The organism is Streptomyces sp. NPDC015242 (assembly GCF_043079125.1).
Taxonomy (GTDB): Bacteria; Actinomycetota; Actinomycetes; order Streptomycetales; family Streptomycetaceae; genus Streptomyces.
Genome location: NZ_JBIBUF010000001.1, coordinates 32,328 through 50,720, shown reverse-complemented (window position 1 = coordinate 50,720; position 18,393 = coordinate 32,328). Strand labels below are relative to the sequence as shown.

The 18,393-nt window shown below is 73.1% G+C and carries 22 protein-coding genes; 10 read left to right on the top strand and 12 right to left on the bottom strand.

Features of this window, described 5'->3' with window-relative positions:
- Positions 1–20: 20 nt before the first annotated feature.
- Positions 21–1,190: a thiolase family protein gene (locus ACF07N_RS00260; protein ID WP_392106430.1), complete on the bottom strand. Its 1,170-nt coding sequence runs from the start codon at positions 1,188–1,190 to the stop codon at positions 21–23.
- 93 nt (positions 1,191–1,283) lie between these two features.
- Between ACF07N_RS00260 and ACF07N_RS00255 the strand changes: the two genes are divergently transcribed.
- From ACF07N_RS00255 to ACF07N_RS00245, 3 genes are all read left to right on the top strand, one after another.
- Positions 1,284–1,754: a winged helix-turn-helix transcriptional regulator gene (locus tag ACF07N_RS00255; protein ID WP_383332935.1), complete on the top strand. Its 471-nt coding sequence runs from the start codon at positions 1,284–1,286 to the stop codon at positions 1,752–1,754.
- A gap of 159 nt (positions 1,755–1,913) precedes the next feature.
- Entirely contained in the window at positions 1,914–2,789 is an 876-nt protein-coding gene (locus tag ACF07N_RS00250; RefSeq protein WP_383343493.1) for an undecaprenyl-diphosphate phosphatase, read from the top strand.
- A 96-nt stretch (positions 2,790–2,885) separates the two neighbouring features.
- Complete coding sequence (locus ACF07N_RS00245) at positions 2,886–3,065, top strand: hypothetical protein (RefSeq protein WP_392106428.1); 180 nt, start codon at positions 2,886–2,888, stop codon at positions 3,063–3,065.
- 25 nt (positions 3,066–3,090) lie between these two features.
- Here the strand turns inward: ACF07N_RS00245 and ACF07N_RS00240 are convergent, their stop codons facing one another.
- Positions 3,091–3,693 carry a DUF4291 domain-containing protein gene (locus ACF07N_RS00240; protein WP_392106425.1) on the bottom strand — a complete coding sequence of 201 codons (603 nt, stop codon included), beginning with the start codon at positions 3,691–3,693 and terminating at the stop codon, positions 3,091–3,093.
- Positions 3,694–3,924: 231 nt separating this feature from the next.
- On the opposite strand from ACF07N_RS00240, the gene lnt reads away from it, so the two are divergent.
- Positions 3,925–5,499: an apolipoprotein N-acyltransferase gene (gene lnt, locus ACF07N_RS00235; RefSeq protein ID WP_392106422.1), complete on the top strand. Its 1,575-nt coding sequence runs from the start codon at positions 3,925–3,927 to the stop codon at positions 5,497–5,499.
- On the opposite strand, the gene ACF07N_RS00230 is transcribed toward lnt, so the two are convergent.
- Together ACF07N_RS00230 and ACF07N_RS00225 are read right to left on the bottom strand one after the other, a co-directional pair.
- On the bottom strand, positions 5,423–6,328 hold the full coding sequence (locus ACF07N_RS00230; RefSeq protein ID WP_392106419.1) for a Gfo/Idh/MocA family protein: 906 nt from the start codon (positions 6,326–6,328) through the stop codon (positions 5,423–5,425). The genes lnt and ACF07N_RS00230 overlap by 77 nt on opposite strands.
- Before the next feature lie 13 nt (positions 6,329–6,341).
- Positions 6,342–7,526 carry an FAD-dependent monooxygenase gene (locus ACF07N_RS00225; protein ID WP_392106416.1) on the bottom strand — a complete coding sequence of 395 codons (1,185 nt, stop codon included), beginning with the start codon at positions 7,524–7,526 and terminating at the stop codon, positions 6,342–6,344.
- An 81-nt stretch (positions 7,527–7,607) separates the two neighbouring features.
- Here ACF07N_RS00225 and ACF07N_RS00220 point away from each other — a divergent pair, with 81 nt between their 5' ends.
- The 3 genes from ACF07N_RS00220 (at position 7,608) to ACF07N_RS00210 (ending at position 9,400) form a co-directional block, all read left to right on the top strand.
- On the top strand, positions 7,608–8,198 hold the full coding sequence (locus tag ACF07N_RS00220; protein WP_392106413.1) for a TetR/AcrR family transcriptional regulator: 591 nt from the start codon (positions 7,608–7,610) through the stop codon (positions 8,196–8,198).
- Positions 8,199–8,241: 43 nt separating this feature from the next.
- Positions 8,242–8,754, top strand: coding sequence for a DinB family protein (locus ACF07N_RS00215; protein ID WP_392106410.1), 513 nt, complete (start codon positions 8,242–8,244; stop codon positions 8,752–8,754).
- A 112-nt stretch (positions 8,755–8,866) separates the two neighbouring features.
- Positions 8,867–9,400, top strand: coding sequence for a hypothetical protein (locus ACF07N_RS00210; RefSeq protein WP_392106407.1), 534 nt, complete (start codon positions 8,867–8,869; stop codon positions 9,398–9,400).
- A 17-nt stretch (positions 9,401–9,417) separates the two neighbouring features.
- Here ACF07N_RS00210 and ACF07N_RS00205 read toward each other — a convergent pair whose 3' ends face one another.
- The 5 genes from ACF07N_RS00205 to fabG form a co-directional block, all read right to left on the bottom strand.
- Positions 9,418–9,909: a hypothetical protein gene (locus ACF07N_RS00205; protein ID WP_383584412.1), complete on the bottom strand. Its 492-nt coding sequence runs from the start codon at positions 9,907–9,909 to the stop codon at positions 9,418–9,420.
- 112 nt (positions 9,910–10,021) lie between these two features.
- Positions 10,022–10,705, bottom strand: a complete 684-nt coding sequence (gene ung, locus ACF07N_RS00200; RefSeq protein WP_392106403.1) for a uracil-DNA glycosylase — start codon at positions 10,703–10,705, stop codon at positions 10,022–10,024.
- Positions 10,706–10,795: 90 nt separating this feature from the next.
- A complete protein-coding gene (locus ACF07N_RS00195; RefSeq protein ID WP_392106400.1) occupies positions 10,796–12,391 on the bottom strand; it encodes an ABC transporter substrate-binding protein in 1,596 nt (531 codons plus the stop codon).
- Positions 12,392–12,582: 191 nt separating this feature from the next.
- Positions 12,583–13,341 carry an SDR family oxidoreductase gene (locus tag ACF07N_RS00190; RefSeq protein WP_383332960.1) on the bottom strand — a complete coding sequence of 253 codons (759 nt, stop codon included), beginning with the start codon at positions 13,339–13,341 and terminating at the stop codon, positions 12,583–12,585.
- A gap of 12 nt (positions 13,342–13,353) precedes the next feature.
- On the bottom strand, positions 13,354–14,115 hold the full coding sequence (gene fabG, locus ACF07N_RS00185) for a 3-oxoacyl-ACP reductase FabG (protein ID WP_392106397.1): 762 nt from the start codon (positions 14,113–14,115) through the stop codon (positions 13,354–13,356).
- Positions 14,116–14,345: 230 nt separating this feature from the next.
- On the opposite strand from fabG, the gene ACF07N_RS00180 reads away from it, so the two are divergent.
- Positions 14,346–14,831 (top strand): excalibur calcium-binding protein, encoded by a 486-nt coding sequence (locus ACF07N_RS00180; protein WP_392108694.1) that lies wholly within the window; start codon positions 14,346–14,348, stop codon positions 14,829–14,831.
- A 54-nt stretch (positions 14,832–14,885) separates the two neighbouring features.
- On the opposite strand, the gene ACF07N_RS00175 is transcribed toward ACF07N_RS00180, so the two are convergent.
- Positions 14,886–15,299, bottom strand: a complete 414-nt coding sequence (locus ACF07N_RS00175) for a DUF3037 domain-containing protein (protein ID WP_383332965.1) — start codon at positions 15,297–15,299, stop codon at positions 14,886–14,888.
- Positions 15,296–16,051 carry a HipA family kinase gene (locus tag ACF07N_RS00170; RefSeq protein ID WP_392106393.1) on the bottom strand — a complete coding sequence of 252 codons (756 nt, stop codon included), beginning with the start codon at positions 16,049–16,051 and terminating at the stop codon, positions 15,296–15,298. The genes ACF07N_RS00175 and ACF07N_RS00170 overlap by 4 nt, the downstream gene beginning before the upstream one ends.
- Before the next feature lie 201 nt (positions 16,052–16,252).
- Between ACF07N_RS00170 and ACF07N_RS00165 the strand changes: the two genes are divergently transcribed.
- Positions 16,253–16,744, top strand: a complete 492-nt coding sequence (locus ACF07N_RS00165) for a Rieske (2Fe-2S) protein (protein ID WP_392106390.1) — start codon at positions 16,253–16,255, stop codon at positions 16,742–16,744.
- A 207-nt stretch (positions 16,745–16,951) separates the two neighbouring features.
- Entirely contained in the window at positions 16,952–17,422 is a 471-nt protein-coding gene (locus tag ACF07N_RS00160) for a pyridoxamine 5'-phosphate oxidase family protein (protein WP_383584401.1), read from the top strand.
- A 27-nt stretch (positions 17,423–17,449) separates the two neighbouring features.
- Here ACF07N_RS00160 and ACF07N_RS00155 read toward each other — a convergent pair whose 3' ends face one another.
- Entirely contained in the window at positions 17,450–18,352 is a 903-nt protein-coding gene (locus tag ACF07N_RS00155; RefSeq protein WP_392106387.1) for a LysR family transcriptional regulator, read from the bottom strand.
- Between the last annotated feature and the right edge of the window lie 41 nt (positions 18,353–18,393).

Sequence of the window (18,393 nt, the reverse complement as noted above, 5' to 3'; positions counted from 1 at the left end):
GGATCGTCAGGTTCTGCGGCTCAGACCCGTTCCAGCACCATCGCGTTGGCGAGCCCGCCCGCCTCGCACATGGTCTGCAGCGCGTAGCGGGCGCCCCGCTCCCGCATCGCGTGCACGAGCGTGGTCGTGAGCCGGGCGCCGCTCGCGCCCAGCGGGTGGCCGAGCGCGATGGCGCCGCCGTGCACGTTGACCCGCTCCAGGTCCACGCCGGTCTCCTGCTGCCAGGCCAGGACGACGCTGGAGAACGCCTCGTTGACCTCGAAGAGATCGATGTCGTCGAGGGTGAGCGACGCCCTGCGCAGCACCTTCTCGGTCGCCGGGATCACGCCCGTGAGCATCAGCAGCGGATCGGAGCCGGTGACGGCGAAGCTGTGCAGCCGGGCGAGGGGCCTCAGCCCGAGCCGGGCCGCCGTCTCGCTGGAGGTGATGAGCACCGCCGAGGCGCCGTCGTTGATCGGGCTGGCGTTGCCCGCCGTGACGTTCCACTCGATCTGCGGGAACCGTTCGGCGAAGCCGGGGTCGTGGTAGGCGGGCCTGAGCCCGGCGAGAACCTCCGGGGTGCTGCCCGGGCGGACGCACTCATCGCGCGTCACCCCCTCCAGGGGCGCGACCTCGGCGTCGAAGAGCCCCGCCTCCCAGGCCGCGGCGGCCTTGTGGTGCGAGGAGACCGCGAAGGCGTCCATCTGCTCGCGCCCGATCGACCACTTGGCGGCGATGAGCTCGGCGCTGATGCCCTGCGGGACGAGCCCCTCGGGGTAGCGCGCGGCCACTCCGGGCCCGAAGGGGTCCGCGCCCGGCGGCACGTTCGACCACATGGGCACCCGGCTCATCGACTCGACTCCGCAGGCCACGACGAGGTCGTAGGCACCCGAGAGGACGCCCTGGGCGGCGAAGTGCACGGCCTGCTGGGAGGAGCCGCACTGCCGGTCGACCGTGGTCGCGGGCACCGACTCCGGGAAGCCCGCGGACAGCACGGCGTAGCGGGTGGTGTTCATGGCCTGTTCGCCGACCTGGTCGACGGTGCCGCCGATGACGTCGTCGATCAGCTCCGGGTCGACGCCGGACCGCTCGACGAGGGTGCGCAGGGTGTGGGCCAGGAGCTCCACGGGGTGGACGTGCGCGAGGGCGCCGTTCGGCTTGCCCTTGCCGATCGGCGTGCGTACGGCTTCGACGATGACTGCGTCACGCATGTGCGGGCCTCCACGACTACCGGTGAGTAGGAAATCCGAACTCACGGTATCCCCATGGGTTGGAAAATCCAACCCTCTCGTAGACTGGCCCGCATGGCCGCCCGCAGAGATCCGCGCCCCTGCTCCATCGCCGACACCCTGGCGCTGGTCGGCGAGAAGTACTCGCTGCTCGTGCTGCGCGAGGTGTGCCTGGGCAACGGCCGCTTCGACCAGCTGGTGCGCAACACCGGCGCGCCGCGGGACATCCTCGCCACCCGGCTGCGCCGGCTCGTGGACGCCGGGATCCTCGCCAAGCACCTCTACAGCGAGCGCCCGCAGCGCTTCGAGTACCGGCCGACCCGGGCCGGGCTGGAACTGGAACCGGTGCTGCTGACCCTCATGGCCTGGGGCGACCGCCACCTGCGGGCGGACGGCGACCGCCCGATGGTCGTGGAGCACTCCTGCGGCGGGGAGCTCGCCCCGGTCGTCACCTGCCGGGCCTGCGGCGACGAGGTGCGCCACGAGGACCTCACGGCCCGCCCGCAGGCCCCCGGCTGGACGGTGACCGGGCCGACGGCGGCCTGAACCGCCCCACTGCCGGCCCGGTTGCAAACCCCTGTGTCCGCGCGGCCTCCCGGGGACGCTACGCTTCCCCCTCGGCACACATGATCCCCCGTTCGTCGCAACGGCGGCCCGGTGTGCCCGTCGTCCGTCCCACGATCGGCACTTGGACTCCGCTACCTCATGTCTTGGTTCGAATCACTCATCCTCGGACTCGTCCAGGGGCTGACCGAGTTCCTCCCCGTCTCCTCCAGCGCGCACCTGCGCCTGACGGCGGCCTTCTCGGGCTGGGAGGACCCGGGCGCGGCCTTCACGGCGATCACGCAGATCGGCACCGAGGCCGCCGTGCTGATCTACTTCCGCAAGGACATCGGGCGGATCATCTCGGCGTGGACGCGCTCCCTCACGAACAAGGCGCTGCGCAGCGACCCCGACGCCCGGATGGGCTGGCTGGTCATCGTCGGCTCCATCCCGATCGGCGTGCTCGGCGTGACGCTGAAGGACCAGATCGAGGGCCCCTTCCGTGACCTCAGGATCACCGCGACGATGCTGATCGGCATGGGCATCGTCCTGGGCGTCGCCGACCGGCTCGCCGCGCGCGACGAGAGCGGCGGCAAGCACCGCGCGCCCAAGCAGCGCAAGGCCCTGGAGGACCTGGGCGTCCGGGACGGCCTGATCTACGGCCTCTGCCAGGCCATGGCGCTGATCCCGGGCGTCTCCCGCTCGGGCGCGACCATCAGCGGCGGCCTGTTCATGGGGTACCGGCGCGAGGCCGCGGCCCGCTACTCGTTCCTGCTCGCCATCCCCGCCGTGCTGGCCTCCGGCCTGTTCGAGCTGAAGGACGCGACGGAGAGCGGCCACGTCTCGTGGGGGCCGACGATCTTCGCCACAGTGATCGCCTTCGGCGTCGGGTACGCGGTGATCGCCTGGTTCATGAAGTTCATCTCGACCAAGAGCTTCATGCCGTTCGTCTGGTACCGCATCGCACTCGGCATCGTCATCATCGCCCTGGTCAGCACGGGTGCCATCAGCCCGCACGCGGGGGAGCCGGCCCACTGACGCGGCCCCTGTGACCCCCGTCTCGTGACCAACCGCATAGCGATCCGGTAGCCGTCCGGTAGCGGCCTGTCAGTGGCTGCCCCTAGGCTTGTCCGCATGTCCCCCGATTTCGTGACCCCTGGTTCCGTGCGGTCCGCTGCCGAGGTCAACGACGAGATCCGTGCGCTGTGGCGGCGCACGGGTGGCACCCTGTCGGCCGAGGAGCGCGCGGAGTACGAGCTGCTCGTCGTCGAGTGGGCGGCCGCGATGCGCGGCGCCGTCGTCAAGGCGGCCTGACCGGTCCGCGCCGTCCGTCCCGTCCTCAGGCGCCCAGCCGCGCCAGCACCTCGTCGTCCACCGGATACGGCCGCTCCTCGGGCAACAGCCCGGCGGCCGCCCCGAGTTCACCCGCCCGCACCCTCGCGTGGATCTCCGCGGCGAGCGGTGTGACGTCCTCGATCCCCACGATCCACTCGTCCGCGTAGCGCGCGGCGGCCTCCCCCGCGAGCCCCAGCTGGAGCGACCGGTGCGGCAGCGGCCGCAGCCGCAGGTCCCGCTCCGGATCCCACTGCACCCGCGCCGGCGCCCGCTTCAGCTGCCGTTGCCAGGCCGCCCGGTCGCCGTGCAGGGCGGGCACGTGGTGGGACAGGCAGGCGTGGCGCAGCGCCCACAGGAAGCCGTCCCGCCGGATCTCGACGGCCAGGACCGTCTCCTGGCCCTCCTTGGTGCCCCAGCCGCAGCGGTACATCATCCACAGGAACGACGGCTTGATCCAGGTCATGCGGTCGCGCTTCCAGGTGGAGGGGAAGCGGCCGGAGCGGACGGCGGGGCCGCCGATCTCCGGGCGGTAGGCCTGGTAGACGGTGATCGTGGACTCGGTGTGGCGGGCGCGTATGCGCAAGCGCGGCTCGTTCTGGTCGTTCACGAGGGACAGGCTGACCGCTCCGGGCCCCCGACGGCCACCGAATATCCCGCCCGGCCCGCGCCGCCCGACGCGCGCGTACGGCCGCCGGCGGCTGAGCGAGGTGGCCGTACGCGAGAAGCGGCGGTGCCTTCCCGGGCCGCGGAGCGCATCTGTGGTCAACTGGCCCGGCCTCCCCTGTCCTAGATCGTCCGCAGGGAGCACACTGGAGGCACCTGCGGGTAGGAGGCGCCTATGAAGACGCTCGGCCACTGGTTCGCCTCCCCCTGGCGGCGCTCGGCCGCCGCGGCGGTCGCGGGTGCCCTCCCGGTCCTCGCCTTTCCGGCCCCCTCCCTGTGGTGGTGGGCCTACGTCGCGCTGGTCCCCTGGCTCCTGCTGCTGCGCACGGCGCCGACCGCGAAGCGGGCGATGTACGACGGCTGGTGCGGCGGCTTCGGCTTCATGCTGGCCATGCACCACTGGCTGCTGCCGAGCCTGCACGTGTTCACCTTCGTCATCGCGGCCCTGCTCGGCGCCCTGTGGGCCCCCTGGGGATGGCTGGTGCGCCGTCTCCTGGGTGGGGTTCCCTCGCGGCGCCGGGTCGCGCTGGCGCTCCTGGTGCTGCCCTCGGGCTGGCTGGCCGCCGAGCTGGTCCGCTCCTGGCAGGGGCTCGGCGGCCCCTGGGGCATGCTCGGCAGCAGCCAGTGGCAGGTCGCACCCGCGCTGCGGCTCGCCTCGGTCGGCGGGGTGTGGCTGCTGAGCTTCCTGCTGGTGGCCCTGAACGTGGCCGTCGCCGTCCTCGTCGCGGTGCGCCGGGCGCGCGTGCCGGCGGTCGCCGGGCTCGTCGTGACGGCCGCCGCCACCTCCGCCGCCTGGGCCTTCGCGCCCCGCCCCGCCGTCGACGGGCAGGTCAGGATCGCCGTCGTCCAGCCGGGCGTGATCGGCGGGCCCGACAGCGGGGACCGCCGGTTCGACCGCGAGGAACAGCTCACCCGCCAGCTCGCCGGGCAGGGCGCCGACCTGGTGGTCTGGGGCGAGAGCAGCGTCGGTTTCGACCTCGGTGACCGGCCCGACCTCGCCCGGCGGCTCGCGGGCCTGTCCCGCGCCACGGGCGCCGGAATCCTGGTCAACGTCGACGCCCGGCGCTCCGACAAGCCCGGCATCTACAAGAGCTCGGTCCTCGTGGGACCGGACGGCCTGACCGGGCAGCGCTACGACAAGATGCGCCTGGTCCCCTTCGGCGAGTACGTCCCGGCCCGTTCGCTGCTCGGCTGGGCCACCTCCGTCGGCAAGGCCGCCGGGGAGGACCGGCGGCGCGGCTCCCAGCCGGTCGTGATGACGGCGGGCGACGGCCTGCGCCTCGGGCCGATGGTGTGCTTCGAGACGGCCTTCCCCGACATGACCCGCCACCTCACGCGGGAGGGGGTGGACGTGCTCATCGGCCAGTCCGCGACGTCCACGTTCCAGTACAGCTGGGCGCCCGGGCAGCACGCCTCGCTCGCCGCCCTGCGCGCCGCCGAGACCGGCCGCCCCATGGTGCACGCCACCCTGACGGGTGTGTCGGCCGTCTACGGCCCGGCCGGGGAGCGCGTCGGCTCACGGCTCGGCACGGACGCCTCCGCCACGCGGGTCTACGAGATCCCTCTCGCCCACGGCACCACGCCCTACGTCCGCCACGGCGACTGGACCGTGCACACCGCGCTGCTGATCCTCGCCGCGTGGGCGGCCGGCGAGGCCGTGCGGACGCTGCGGGTCAGGCGGTCCGCTCCCGAACCGCGCGTACCACCCGTTCGCACAGCTCATGGGTCTCCAGCGCGTCCCGGGCGCTGAGCACCCGGCCGGCCCGGACCGCGTCCAGGAACGCCAGCACCGCCTGCTCGATCCCGCGCTGCCGGGCGACCGGCACCCAGTCGCCCCGCCGCCGCACGGTCGGCTGGCCCTTGTGGTCGACGACCTCGGCGAGGTTGACCACCTGCCGCTTGGTGTCCTGCCCGGACACCTCCAGGATCTCCTCGGCGGAGCCGCTGAGCCGGTTCATCACGCCGAGCGCGGTGAAGCCGTCCCCGGCGAGCTGGAGCACCACGTGGTGCAGCAGCCCGTCCTCGACCCGGGCGCGCACGGTCACGTCGTCGATCGCGCCGGGCACGAGGAACCGGAGGGTGTCGACGACGTGGATGAAGTCGTCGAGGATCATCGTGCGCGGGTCCTCGGGCAGCCCGACGCGGTTCTTCTGCATGAGGATCAGCTCGCGCGGGTGGTCGGCGCACTGGGTGTAACCGGGGGCATGGCGCCGGTTGAAGCCCACGGCGAGGCTCGTGCCCCGCTCCTCGGCGAGCTCCACCAGCCGCGCGGAGTCGCCGAGTTCGTAGGCGAGCGGCTTGTCGACGTAGGTGGGCACGCCGGCCTGCAGCAGCCGCGTCACGATCTCCGGGTGGGCCAGGGTCGGCGCGTGCACGAACGCGGCGTCGAGACCGGCGGCCAGCAGGGAGTCGAGGGTGGTGTGCCGCCGCTCGCGCGGCAGGTGGAGGCCGTCGGCCACCCGGCCGAGCGTGGCGGGCGTGCGGGTCTGCAGGTGCAGCTCGATCCCGGGCTGGAAGGCGAGGACCGGGAGGTAGGCCTTCTGCGCGATGTCGCCGAGTCCGATGCAGCCGACCTTCACCTGGTGCTCTCCTCTAGTGGTTGCCTGCCGGGGCCTGCTGGGAAGCATACGGCTGCTGCGGCGGACGCCAGCCGGCGATGTCGTCGAAGCCCCGCAGGAACAGGCCCGGCGCGACCTTGGACAGCGCGGTCATGGCGGTGTCCCGTACGGCGGTCCCGGCGCGGCCGGTCATGAGGTTCACGCGGGCGACCCGTACGGCCCGGCGTGCGACGGCTGTCGTGCGGGGCAGCCGGGCGGCGGTGTAGGCGGCGAGGTCGTCGCAGTGGTGCGCGAGCACGACGGCGTCCTCGATGGCCTGGTTGCCGCCCTGGCCCAGCGTCGGCGGCATGGCGTGCGCGGCGTCGCCGACCAGGGCGACCCGGCCGAGGTGGTGGGCGGGCAGGGGGTCGGCGATGTGGTGCACGTCGTGGCGCAGCACGTCGGCGGGGCGGGCGGCGGCGAGGACGGCCGGGACGGGCTGGTGCCAGTCGCCGAAGCGGCGCAGCAGCTCGGCCCTCTCGTCGTCCGGCGCGCGTTCCCCGGGCGGGGTCACCGCGGCGGCGTAGGCGTAGACACGGCCGTCCTTGAGCGGGTGCGTGCCCCAGATGCGGCCCCGGCCCCAGGTCTCGTGCGAGGCGAACTCGACGCCGGGCACGGCAATCACGACCCGCCAGGTGGTGAAGCCGGAGTACACGGGCCCCGGGTGGGCGGGAAAGAGCGCGCGGCGTACGGCGGAGTGGATGCCGTCCGCGCCCACCACGAGGTCGGCCTCCAGCTCGCCGTCGGGCGTGGTGACGCGGGCCGCCCGGCCGGGGCCGCCCGGGTCGGCGAGGGTGGCGGCCGCGGCCGTGCGCACGGCGTCCGCCGGGAGCCGGGAGGCGAGGCTCGCGACGAGGGTGGCGCGGTGCAGCAGCACGAGCGGGCCGCCGAAGCGCGCGGCGGCGGTCTCGGCCGAGGTGCGGGAGAGCCACCGTCCGTCCGGGGCGCGCAGCCCTCCGTCCCCGGCCCAGGCGGCGAGGTCGCGGATCTCGTCGCCGAGCCCGATGACGTCCAGGGCGCGCAGGGAGTTGGGGGCGAGGGAGATGGCCGCGCCGACCGGTTCCAGACGCCGGGCCTTCTCCAGCACGGTGACCCGCCAGCCCCGTGCGTGCAGGGCCGCCGCCGCGGTCAGGCCCCCGATCCCGCCGCCGATCACGACGGCCCGCCTCGACTGTGCCATGGCTCCTCCACATCGCTCACTACAGGTGTAGTACACCTTCGACGTTACTACACCTGTAGTGAGACGGGTAGCGTGACGGTCATGTCCGAACGCACCGCCGGCCCCTCCCGCGCCGATCTGATCGCCGACACCGCCCTCGCCCTGCTCGCCGAGCGCGGGATGCGCGGCCTGACCCACCGGGCGGTCGACGAGGCCGCCGGACTGCCCCAGGGCTCCACCTCCAACCTCGCGCGGACCCGGCAGGCCCTGCTGGAGCTGGCGGTGCGGCGGCTGGCCGACCGCGAGGCGCGGGTGCTCGCGCTGCACGAGATGCCGGACCCCGCGGCCGGCACCGAGTCGCTGCTGGACGCCCTGGCCCTCGCGGCCCACCGGGCCCTGACGGGTCACCGCGCCCTCACGCTGGCCCGCTACGAACTGGCCCTGGAGGCGACGCGCCGCCCGGAGCTGCGGGCCTTCTTCGACGCGACCGGCGCCCGCTTCCGCGACCAGCTCGCCGCCCTCGTCACCGGTCTGGGCTCCACCGACCCGCACCGGCACACGCTGTCGCTGATCGCCTGGGCGGACGGGCTGATGTTCAGCTGCGTGGCGGGGTCGTTCAGCGCCGCGGCGCCCAGCCTGGAGGAGGTCAGGGCCGGACTGCGGGAGCTGCTGCGCGGGATGCTCGGTGGCTGAAAAGGGCGGGGTGCGGCCGGGGGCGCCGGGAAAGGATCCGTCCATGACGACCGAACGCCATGAGCCCGCCACGACCGCCGACGAACGCACCATGCTGGAGGGGTGGCTGGAGTACCACCGGCAGACCCTCGCGTGGAAGTGCGAGGGGCTGAGCAACGAGCAGCTCAGGGCCGCCTCCGTCGCCCCCTCCGAGTTGTCCCTGATGGGCCTGGTGCGGCACATGACGGACGTCGAACGGCACTGGTTCCGCCGGGTGCTGACGAACGAGGACGCACCGCCGATCCACTGGAGCGACGCGGACGCGGACGGCGACTTCCACCTCACCGAGGCGGACACCTGGGCGGACGCCCACGCCGCCTGGCAGGCCGAGATCGGGACGGCCCGCCGCAACGCGGCCCGCTTCGGCCTGGACGACATCTCCGAGGGCAAGCACCGGCGCACGGGCGAGCGGTTCAGCCTGCGGTGGCTCTACCTCCACATGATCGAGGAGTACGCGCGTCACAACGGCCACGCCGACCTGATCCGCGAGCGCATCGACGGCGCGCGGGGAGACTGACGTCAGCGCCGGCCGGCCCCCGCCCTCCGTACGGGGCCGGACATCACCCGTGCGGGGCATCCTGCGCCTGTCCGCCGCCCGGGCACGGGCCGGACGCACCAGAGTGGCGCGGGTGCATCGAACGACGACCACCGCGACGCTCCTGGTGACCGTGGCTGTCTCGGCCCTCGCCGGCTGTACGACGGTCCGGCATCCGCCCGCGCCCGGCCCCTCGGCGGCACCGTCCCGGCCGCCGCTGCCCCGGCCCGAGGGGCAGACGCAGACCCAGATCGTGCAGGCGCCCGCCCGTGAGGCCCTGCAGCTCATCGAGGAGGCCTCCCGCCGCCCGCAGCCGGCCACCGGAGGGGACGGCGGCCCGTCCACGACCCGCCCGGCCGCTCCCCCGGCGGAGGCGTCCCGGCGGCAGCCGCCGCCGGCCGGTCCGGGCGGCGCGGCCCGGCCCGGCCGCCCGGACCGCCCCGAGCCCGCCCGCCGCAGCCCCCAGCGCCCGCGCGCCGACCCGCCCGGCGTCCCCGATCCGGCGCGGCAGGACGTCCGTGAGCAGGCCCCGGACAGCGCGGACGTGTGCGCGCTGGGCCGCCGCTACGGCGGATGGCGGGCGGACAGCCCGGAGGCGACGATCTGCCGTGACACCTACGGGCGTTGACCCGTCGCACCCGCCCTTCAGGGCCGCTGCCGCGGCGGCGTCCAGGCCGCGCCCCCGCCCTCGCCGAGCCGGGCCTGAAGCCGTCCGATGGCGGCCCGTACGCCCTCGCCGTAGCGGTCGTCGGCGAGGGCGCCTGCGGCTTCCCGGGCCCACCGCAGATGGGTGCGGGCGGCGTCGAACCGGCCGAGTCCGGCGTAGTCGTCCGCCAGGTTCAGGTGCAGGGAGGGATAGAGCGCGATCACGGCCGGGGCTTCCTCCCCGGCCTCCTGCGCCGCCGTCAACGCCCTGAGGTCCCAGGCCAGTTCGTCCGCGGGATCGTCCTGCGTGTCGGCCAGGTAGTGGGCGAGGGTGCAGCGGTGGAGTGGGTCGCCGTGCTCGCCGATCTCCGTCCACAGGTGGAGGAGACGGTGGCGCGCCTCCTCCCGGTCCCCCGCGTGGTGCAGCATGACGACCTGCCCGATCCGTGTCAGCACGGCGTCCGGCGCCGCCTGCCCCTGTCGTTCCGCCACGACGCCCTCCGCGCGCTCGCCGGCTGTTCGTGCCGACGCTAGCCGCAGCGGCGGGCGATCCGGCTCAGGCGGCTCCGCACGCCTTCGGCGGACACCCCCGGCGGGTCCGTCCTCAGCCCAGGTCCGGGATCGTCCAGTCGACCGGCTCGTGGCCCTGCGCGGCCACCGCCGCGTTGATCTGCGTGAACGGCCGGGAGCCGAAGAACTTCTTCGCCGACAGGGGCGAGGGGTGCGCACCCTTGACCACGGCGTGCCGGGTCTCGTCGATCAGCGGGAGCTTCTTCTGCGCGTAGTTGCCCCACAGGACGAACACCGCCGGGTCGGGGCGCTCGGCCACGGCCCGGATCACGGCGTCGGTGAACTTCTCCCAGCCCCGGCCCTTGTGCGAGTTGGCCTCGCCGGCGCGGACCGTGAGCACCGCGTTGAGCAGCAGCACCCCCTGCCGGGCCCAGGGCATCAGATAGCCGTTGTCCGGGATCGGGGTGCCGAGCTCCTCGTGCATCTCCTTGTAGATGTTGCGCAGGGACGGCGGGATCCGCACCCCGGGCCGGACCGAGAAGCACAGCCCGTGGCCCTGGCCCTCCCCGTGGTAGGGGTCCTGACCGAGGATCAGGACCTTGACCCGGTCGTACGGCGTGGCGTCCAGCGCCGCGAAGACCTCCTCGCGCGGCGGGTAGACGGGACCCTTCGCCCGCTCCTCCTCGACGAACTCGGTCAGCTCCTTGAACCAGGGCTGCTGCAGTTCGTCACCCAGAACCCCGCGCCAGGACTCGGGCAGCATGGCGATGTCGGTCACGTCAACGTCCTCACGATGTGCGGTCACTTGCAGGCCTCAGAACCTACCGGCGACCACTGACAGCGCGACCGGGAACCCCGGCCGCCGCCGCTACCAGGCGGTCTTGCGGTGCAGCTCCCACATCATCATGATCGTCGACGGGTCCAGGGCCCGCTCCGCGCCCGAGACGTCCCGGCTCGCGGCCACATACTGCCGGCCCTGCCACAGCGGCAGCAGCCGCGCGTCGTCCACCAGGATCCGCTGGGCCTCCTCGAACTCCTTCTCCACGTTCGCGCGGTCGCTCTCGCGGCGCGAGCGGGGCAGCAGGTCACCGGTGATCTCGGGCGCCGGGTAGGGCGTGCCGAGGGCGTTCTGCTCGCCGACGAACGGCGCGATGAAGTTCTCGGCGTCCGGGAAGTCGGGGAACCAGCCACGCCCGAACACCGGGTACTCGCCCTTCTGGTAGCCCTCGACGTAGGTCTTCCAGGGGCGGCTCTTGAGGCTGATGGAGAACAGGCCGGAGGCCTCCAGCTGGCGCTTCAGCTCCTTGAACTCGGCGGCGGTCTCGGAGCCGTAGCGGTCGCTGGTGTACCAGAAGGTGAGCGGGACCTTCTGGTTGATGCCGGCCTCGGTGAGGATCTTGCGGGCCTTGGCGACGTCCGGGTCGCCGTAGTCGTCGAAGAAGCCGGTGGTGTGGCCGGTGAGACCCTTGGGGACCATGGAGTACAGCGGGTCGACGGTGTCCTTGTAGACCTTGTGGGCGATCGCCGCGCGGTCGACGACCTGCGCGATGGCCTGCCGTACGGGCTTCTTGTTCGCCCAGGTGTCCTTCGGGTTGAACACCAGGTAGTTGATGTCCGTGCCGGTGCCCTCGACGAGCTGGATCTCCTCCTCCGTGGAGGTCTTGCTCTGCAGGTCGACGACGTCGCCCGCGGCCAGGCCGCGGTAGGTCACGTCGATCTTCTTGGCCCGCAGTGCCTCGACCATGGCGCCGGAGTCCTGGAAGTAGCGGATGGTCACCGCGTCGTTGCGCCGCTCGGCGAAGCCCCGGTAGGCGTCGTTCTTGACGAGGACCGCTTCCTCGCCCTCGTCGTAGGAGTCCAGGGTGTACGGCCCCGAGCCGACGACGTCGGCGCTCTTGCGCAGGCTGCCCTCCGGGTAGTCCTTCGGGGAGACGATGGACATCGCGGGCGTGGCCAGCACGAACGGGAAGGTCGCGTCGGGCGTGTTGAGGTGGAAGATCACCTCGCGGTCGCTGGGCGCCTGGACCCGTTCGAGGCTGCCCAGCAGACCGGCGGGACCGCCGTTGACGTTGATCTTGCGGATCCGGTCGAACGAGTACTTCACGGCCCGGGCGTCGAGCGCCTCGCCGTTGGAGAACTTGAGCCCCTCGCGCAGTTCGCAGCGGTAGACCTGGTTCGAGGCGTCGCTGAACGCGCACTTCTCGGCGGCGTCCGGCTGGGGCTCGGTCGCACCGGTGGGGTAGCTCAGCAGCGTCTGGTAGATGTTGCGGAACAGTTCCCAGGAGCTGTCCCAGGAGGCGGCAGGATCGAGCGTGCTGGGAGCACTCGTGGTGCCGACGACGATCGGCCCCGCGTCGTCCGGGGTGTCGGACGACAACACGCCACACCCGGCGACCAGGGACGATATGGACGCGATGGACGCGATGGCCGCCACCCGCCGCAGGCATCGGTTCCGGTTGAACACGCGCACGCTCCTCGATCTGCCATACCAAGGGTCGGCAGACCATACCGCAGTGCCGCGCTCCCTGACCCTCCCCCGGACACGACTTCTTGATCGATAAACATCTGACGACGTTGTCATCGCCGAGAGCGATCGTCCGGCGACGGATCCGGGTGCCCTGTGCCGTCCACCGGGCACCCGGACCGGGCCTCGTCTCAGCCGGTGCCGGCGTTGAGGAAGATGCCGCCGTCCACGACGAGCGTCTGGCCGGTGACCCAGTCGGACTGCTCGGAGGTGAGGAACGCGGCCGCGCCGCCGATGTCGGAGGGCACGCCGAGCCGCCCGAGCGGGTAGGCCGCCGCGGCCTCCTCCTCCCGGCCCTCGTACAGGGCCTGGGCGAACTTGGTCTTCACCACGGCCGGGGCGATCGCGTTGACCCGCACCCGGGGCGCGAACTCGTGCGCGAGCTGCACCGTCAGGTTGATCATCGCGGCCTTGCTGACGCCGTAGGCGCCGATGAACGGCGAGGGCGACAGGCCCGCGACGGAGGCGATGTTGACGATCGCGCCGCCGTTGTCCTTCTGCCAGGCGTGCCAGGTCTTCTGCGCGAAGCCGAGTGCCGAGACGACGTTGGTCTCGAACACCTTGCGGGCGACGTTCAGGTCGAGGTCGGCGATCGGGCCGAACACGGGGTTGGTGCCGGCGTTGTTGACCAGGAAGTCGACGCGGCCGAAGGCCTCCATCGCCCGCTCGACGGCGACGGCCTGGTGGGCCTCGTCGTGCGCCTTGCCGGCCACGTGGACCGCGCGGTCGGCGCCGAGGCGCTCGACGGCCTCCTTGAGGGCGTCCTCGTTGCGGCCGGTGATGACGACGCGGTCGCCGCGCGCGACGAGCGCCTCGGCGACGCCGTAGCCGATGCCGCGGCTGGCGCCCGTGACGAGGGCGACCTTGCCGGAGAGTTCCACGGAAGTCATGTTCTTCGTCCCTTAGTCGAGCGGTCCGCCGGCCACGTACAGCACCTGGCCGGAGACGAACCCGGCGGCCTCGCCGGTGAAGAAGGCGATGGCGTTGGCGATGTCCTCCGGCTCGCCGACCCGGGCGACCGGGATCTGGGTGGCGGCGGCGGCCTTGAAGTCCTCGAAGCCCATGCCGACGCGCTCGGCGGTGGCCTTGGTCATCTCGGTGGCGATGAACCCGGGGGCGACGGCGTTGGCGGTGACGCCGAACTTGCCGAGCTCCTTGGCCAGGGTCTTGGTGAAGCCCTGCAGACCGGCCTTGGCGGCCGAGTAGTTGACCTGGCCGCGGTTGCCGAGCGCGGAGGACGAGGACAGGTTGACGATCCGGCCGAAGCCCGCGTCGACCATGTGCTTCTGGCACGCCTTGGACATCAGGAAGGCGCCGCGCAGGTGCACGTTCATGACGGTGTCCCAGTCGGAGACGCTCATCTTGAACAGCAGGTTGTCGCGGAGCACACCCGCGTTGTTGACCAGGATCGTCGGCGCGCCGAGCTCCTCGGCGACCCGGGCGACGGCCGCCTCGACCTGTGTCTCGTCGGAGACGTCGCAGCCGATCGCGACGGCCTTGCCACCGGCGGCGGTGATCTTCTCGACGGTGTCCTTGCAGGCGGCCTCGTCGAGGTCGAGCACGGCGACCGCGCGGCCCTCGGCGGCCAGTCGTACGGCGGTGGCGGCGCCGATGCCGCGCGCGGCACCGGTGACGACGGCGACCCGCTGCTCAGTGGTGGACATGACTCGTTCTCCTCAGGTGAGCGACCGCTTAGTACCTTCAGTGGGTGTGACGCTAGAAGCCCTGGCACGCGGTGTCAACGGCCGGGCGCGGCATGTGATCCATCACCCCCTGCGACCGGGCGGGCGAGGCCCGGCGGAACACCCGAACGGCCCAAGACCGCAGGCTGCCGCCGTCCGCGCCGCCCTAGCGTCGGAGCGCGAGCCACTCGTGGCCGGAAAGGAGGCGCCCCATACGCCGTCGCACCGGTGTCATCGGCGCGCTGTTCGCGATCGCCGCGATCGTGCCCTTGTCCGCCCCCGCCCATGCCCAGCCCGACCTGGACTGCCGCGACTTCGCCTACCAGGAGGACGCGCAGGCCGTGTTCGACGCGGATCCGAGTGACCCGCACCGGCTGGACGAGGACGACGGCCCGGACGACGGCATCGCCTGCGAAGTCCTGCCGCGCCGCACGCCGGGCGTCATCTCCCCCACGGCTCCGGCCCGGCCGTCCGCGTCCGTGACCGCCACGCCCGTCACGCCCGCCACCGGCACGCCCGGGGTCACCACACCCACCGTCACGAGGCCGGCCGCCACCCCGTCCCAGGGAGTGCGCGGCGGGGTGGGCGGCGCCGTGGCCTCGGGGCCGAGCGACTGGGACGTCGGCCTGGGCCTGACGTTCGCCGCGGGCGCCTCGCTCATGGCCGGGTACCTGCTCCGGCGCCACCGCCGGCGCTGACCGCCGGGCGCGGCACACCGGCGCCTACCGCACCAGCAGGTCCAGCAACCGCGCCTACCGCACCAGCAGGTCCAGCAACCGCTCCGTCTCCGCCGCGGGGTCCGTGGTCAGACCCGTGTGCACGGGGCCGGGCTGCACGATCGTGGAGCGGGGGGCGACGAGCCAGCGGAAGCGGCGGCCGGGGTCGTCGCCCGCCGCCTGGCCGGCCGCGGCGCCACCCGCGCAGACACCCTCCACCGCGCGCAGGGCGGCCCGCACCCCGGCCACGTCGGCCTCCGGGTCCAGGGCGAGCAGGCGCGCCTCGTCCAGGTGGGTGCGGGCGCCGACGTAGGCCTCGGCCCGGCAGTAGACGAGGACCCCGGCGTTGATGCACTCGCCGCGTTCGACGCGCGGGACGACGCGCAGGACGGCGTACTCGTAGACCTGACGGTCGCGCGGACCGCCCCTGATGATGTGCCGGTCGTTCACTGGATCCCCCGGATGCGCTCGTGGATGACGGCGGCCCGGGCGAGCAGCGGCCGTGCGTAGGCCCGCCGCAGGTCGTCCGGGGTGTCGAAGCCGGGCTCGCCCGCGAGCCAGGTGTCCGGGACGCACGCGGTGACGTCGGCGAGGAGTTCCTCGGTGACCCGGGGTGCCAGCGCGGCCGCCGCGGCGGCGACGTCCGGCGCGAAGCGCGCCAGCGCGTGGTCGGAGGCGTCGTACGGGCGGCCGGCGGAGGCCTCGGCGCCGGGCCAGTTGTGGTGCCAGATCACGGTCGCCCCGTGGTCGACGAGCCACAGGTCGCCCCGCCACATCAGCAGGTTGGGGTTGCGCCAGGACCGGTCGACGTTGTTGACCAGGGCGTCGAACCAGACGATCCGCCCGGCCTCCTCGGGGCTCACCCGGAACGCGAGCGGGTCGAAGCCGAGCGCGCCGGAGAGGAAGTCCATGCCGAGGTTGGTGCCGCCGCTGGACCTGAGCAGGCCCTGCACCTGCTCGTCGGGCTCGCCCAGCCCCAGGTCCGGGTCGAGGTCGACCGTCACCAGGCGCGGCACCCGCAGCCCGAGACGGCGAGCCAGTTCCCCGCAGACCACCTCGGCGACGAGCGTCTTGCGGCCCTGTCCCGCGCCGGTGAACTTCAGGACGTACACGCCGAAGTCGTCGGCCTCGACCAGGCCAGGCAGCGAACCGCCCTCGCGCAGCGGCGCGATGAAGCGGGTCGCGATCACTTCCTTGAGCATCGCCCCAGGTTACTGACGCAGCGGCCGGCGCTCGCACCGGCTCCGCCGCGGTGGACGTCGAACCGACAGCGAACCGACAGCGCGGTTCGGTGCACAGCCGCCGCCGCGCGGGTCAGGATTTGTCCATCGTCTGAACAGGCGGTGTGCCGGGCCCGTACCTCCCGGCAGATCATCGCAACCCTCCCGAAGGGAAACGCCAGTATGACCAGCGCATCGCTCCAGCCCGCATCGGGTCCCGCCCGCCGTACCGTCGTGGCGGCGGCCGGAGCGGCGGGTCTCGCCGTCGCGCTGACCGCGTGCGGAGGCTCGGACGACGGTTCGTCCGGCTCTGCGGACTCCTCCGGCACCGCCCAGGGCGACCAGGGGGCGGGCGGCAGCCCGTCGAGCGGAGGGGGCGCCGGGGCCGGCGGCGCACTCGCGTCCACCGCGGACATCCCCGAGGGCGGAGGCAAGGTCTTCGCCGAGCAGAAGGTGGTCGTGACGCAGCCGACGGCCGGTGAGTTCAAGGCGTTCTCGGCCACCTGCACCCACCAGGGCTGTGCGGTGAAGAGCATCGCCGACGGTGTCATCAACTGCCCCTGCCACAACAGCAACTTCTCGATCGCCGACGGCAGTGTGAAGAGCGGTCCGGCGACCAAGCCGCTGCCCGAGATGAAGATCACCGTCGACGGGGACTCGATCACGCTCGCCTGAGCCCGCCTGCCGTGAGGGTGGAGCGGATCATCGCGGGGGTGCGGCCGGACGGCACCCCCGCGATGGCGCGGCCTCCCCCTGTCGCCCGCGACCGGCCGGGCGACCGCGGCCGCCGTTGCGCGCGGACGGAGCAGACCCGGTGCTTTCTCCGACGTGATGCCAGAGGATCACCTCTGACACGACGTGAGAGAAGGAAAGAGGGGGAGCATGACCGCCACGCAGCAGCGCCGGGGCCGGAAGATCATGATGACGCCGGGTGAGCTGGACGAGTTCCTCACCACACAGCGCACCTGCCGGGTCGCCACGGTCTCGGCCGACGGCGCCCCCCACGTGAGCACTCTGTGGTTCGCCTGGGACGGCACCTCGATGTGGCTGTACTCGGTCGTGCGCAGCAAGCGGTGGACCGACCTGCGGCGCGACCCGCGTGTGGCGATCGTGGTCGACACCGGCGAGGAGTACGGCGAGCTGCGCGGCGCCGAGCTGTCGGGCACGGTCGAGTTCGTCGGCGAGATCCCGCGCACGGGCGAGCTGCGCGCCGAACTCGACGTCCCCGAGACCCTGTTCGCACGGAAGAACTTCGGCCTGGAGGAGATGCCGCACGACGGCCGGCACGCCTGGCTGCGGCTGACCCCGCAGAAGATCGTCTCCTGGGACTTCCGCAAGCTGGCCGGCCTGTGACGCCCGCCGGCCCCGCCCGGCCGGCCGTCAGCCGACGCTCTGCCCCGCCACCCGCAGGGCCTCCACCGCCGCCCGGATCGAGGGGCGGCGGTCGGCGTCCGCGCGCCAGACCACGTAGACGTGGCGCCGGACCCGCTGGGTGACCGGGACGGTGACCACCCCCTCGGGCACCGGGTGGCGGCCCAGCAGCGGCGCGATGCACACGCCGAGGCCGGCGGCGACCAGCCCGAGCTGGGTGTGGGTCTCGGCCGCGCGGTGGCCGACGATCGGCTCGATGCCCTTCGAGCGGAGCGTGAACATCAGCCACTCGTGGCAGAACTCGCCGTCCCCCCAGGTGATCCACTCGTCCTCGGCGAACTCGCCGAGGTCCACCTCCTCGCGCCCCGCGAGCCGGTGGTCCACCGGCAGGGCCACATCGGCCGGGTCGTCCAGGATCGACGCCTTGACCAGGCCCTCGGGCAGCGCCATCGGCTTGTTGTACCAGTCGAGCACCACGGCGAGGTCCAGGTCGCCGCGGACGACGCCGGCGATGCCCTGCTCCGGTTCCACCTCGCGGGAGCGCAGCCGGAGCCCGGGGTGCCGCTCGCGCAGGGCGGACAGTGCCTGCGGGAAGAGGCCGCGGGCGGCGGTCGGGAACGCCGCCAGCCGGAGCTCGCCGACCACCTGCCCGCGCTGCGCCTCCAGGTCGGACTGCGCGAGTTCGACCTGGGAGAGGATCCGCGCCGCGTGTTCGGCGAGCAGCCGTCCGGCGTCGGTGAGGCGCACGCCCCTGCCGTTCTTCGCGAGGAGCTGCTGGCCGACCTCCCGCTCCAGCTTGGACAGCTGCTGGGAGACGGCCGAGGTGGTGATGTGCAGGCCTTCGGCCGCACCGCTGACCGAGCCGTGCCGGGCGAGGGCGTCGAGGGTGCGCAGGCGCTCCAGGTTCAACATGTAAGCAATGCTACGCAGTACCGCGTGCGAATTCTCGATTG

Excerpts from the sequence above, each read along its gene's own strand:
- ACF07N_RS00260 (WP_392106430.1), bottom strand. The coding sequence starts at position 1,190 with ATGCGTGACGCAGTCATCGTCGAAGCCGTACGCACGCCGATCGGCAAG.
- ACF07N_RS00255 (WP_383332935.1), top strand. The coding sequence starts at position 1,284 with ATGGCCGCCCGCAGAGATCCGCGCCCCTGCTCCATCGCCGACACCCTG.
- ACF07N_RS00250 (WP_383343493.1), top strand. The coding sequence starts at position 1,914 with ATGTCTTGGTTCGAATCACTCATCCTCGGACTCGTCCAGGGGCTGACC.
- ACF07N_RS00245 (WP_392106428.1), top strand. The coding sequence starts at position 2,886 with ATGTCCCCCGATTTCGTGACCCCTGGTTCCGTGCGGTCCGCTGCCGAG.
- lnt (WP_392106422.1), top strand. The coding sequence starts at position 3,925 with ATGAAGACGCTCGGCCACTGGTTCGCCTCCCCCTGGCGGCGCTCGGCC.
- ACF07N_RS00225 (WP_392106416.1), bottom strand. The coding sequence starts at position 7,526 with ATGGCACAGTCGAGGCGGGCCGTCGTGATCGGCGGCGGGATCGGGGGC.
- ACF07N_RS00220 (WP_392106413.1), top strand. The coding sequence starts at position 7,608 with ATGTCCGAACGCACCGCCGGCCCCTCCCGCGCCGATCTGATCGCCGAC.
- ACF07N_RS00215 (WP_392106410.1), top strand. The coding sequence starts at position 8,242 with ATGACGACCGAACGCCATGAGCCCGCCACGACCGCCGACGAACGCACC.
- ACF07N_RS00190 (WP_383332960.1), bottom strand. The coding sequence starts at position 13,341 with ATGACTTCCGTGGAACTCTCCGGCAAGGTCGCCCTCGTCACGGGCGCC.
- fabG (WP_392106397.1), bottom strand. The coding sequence starts at position 14,115 with ATGTCCACCACTGAGCAGCGGGTCGCCGTCGTCACCGGTGCCGCGCGC.
- ACF07N_RS00170 (WP_392106393.1), bottom strand. The coding sequence starts at position 16,051 with ATGCTCAAGGAAGTGATCGCGACCCGCTTCATCGCGCCGCTGCGCGAG.
- ACF07N_RS00165 (WP_392106390.1), top strand. The coding sequence starts at position 16,253 with ATGACCAGCGCATCGCTCCAGCCCGCATCGGGTCCCGCCCGCCGTACC.
- ACF07N_RS00160 (WP_383584401.1), top strand. The coding sequence starts at position 16,952 with ATGACCGCCACGCAGCAGCGCCGGGGCCGGAAGATCATGATGACGCCG.
- ACF07N_RS00155 (WP_392106387.1), bottom strand. The coding sequence starts at position 18,352 with ATGTTGAACCTGGAGCGCCTGCGCACCCTCGACGCCCTCGCCCGGCAC.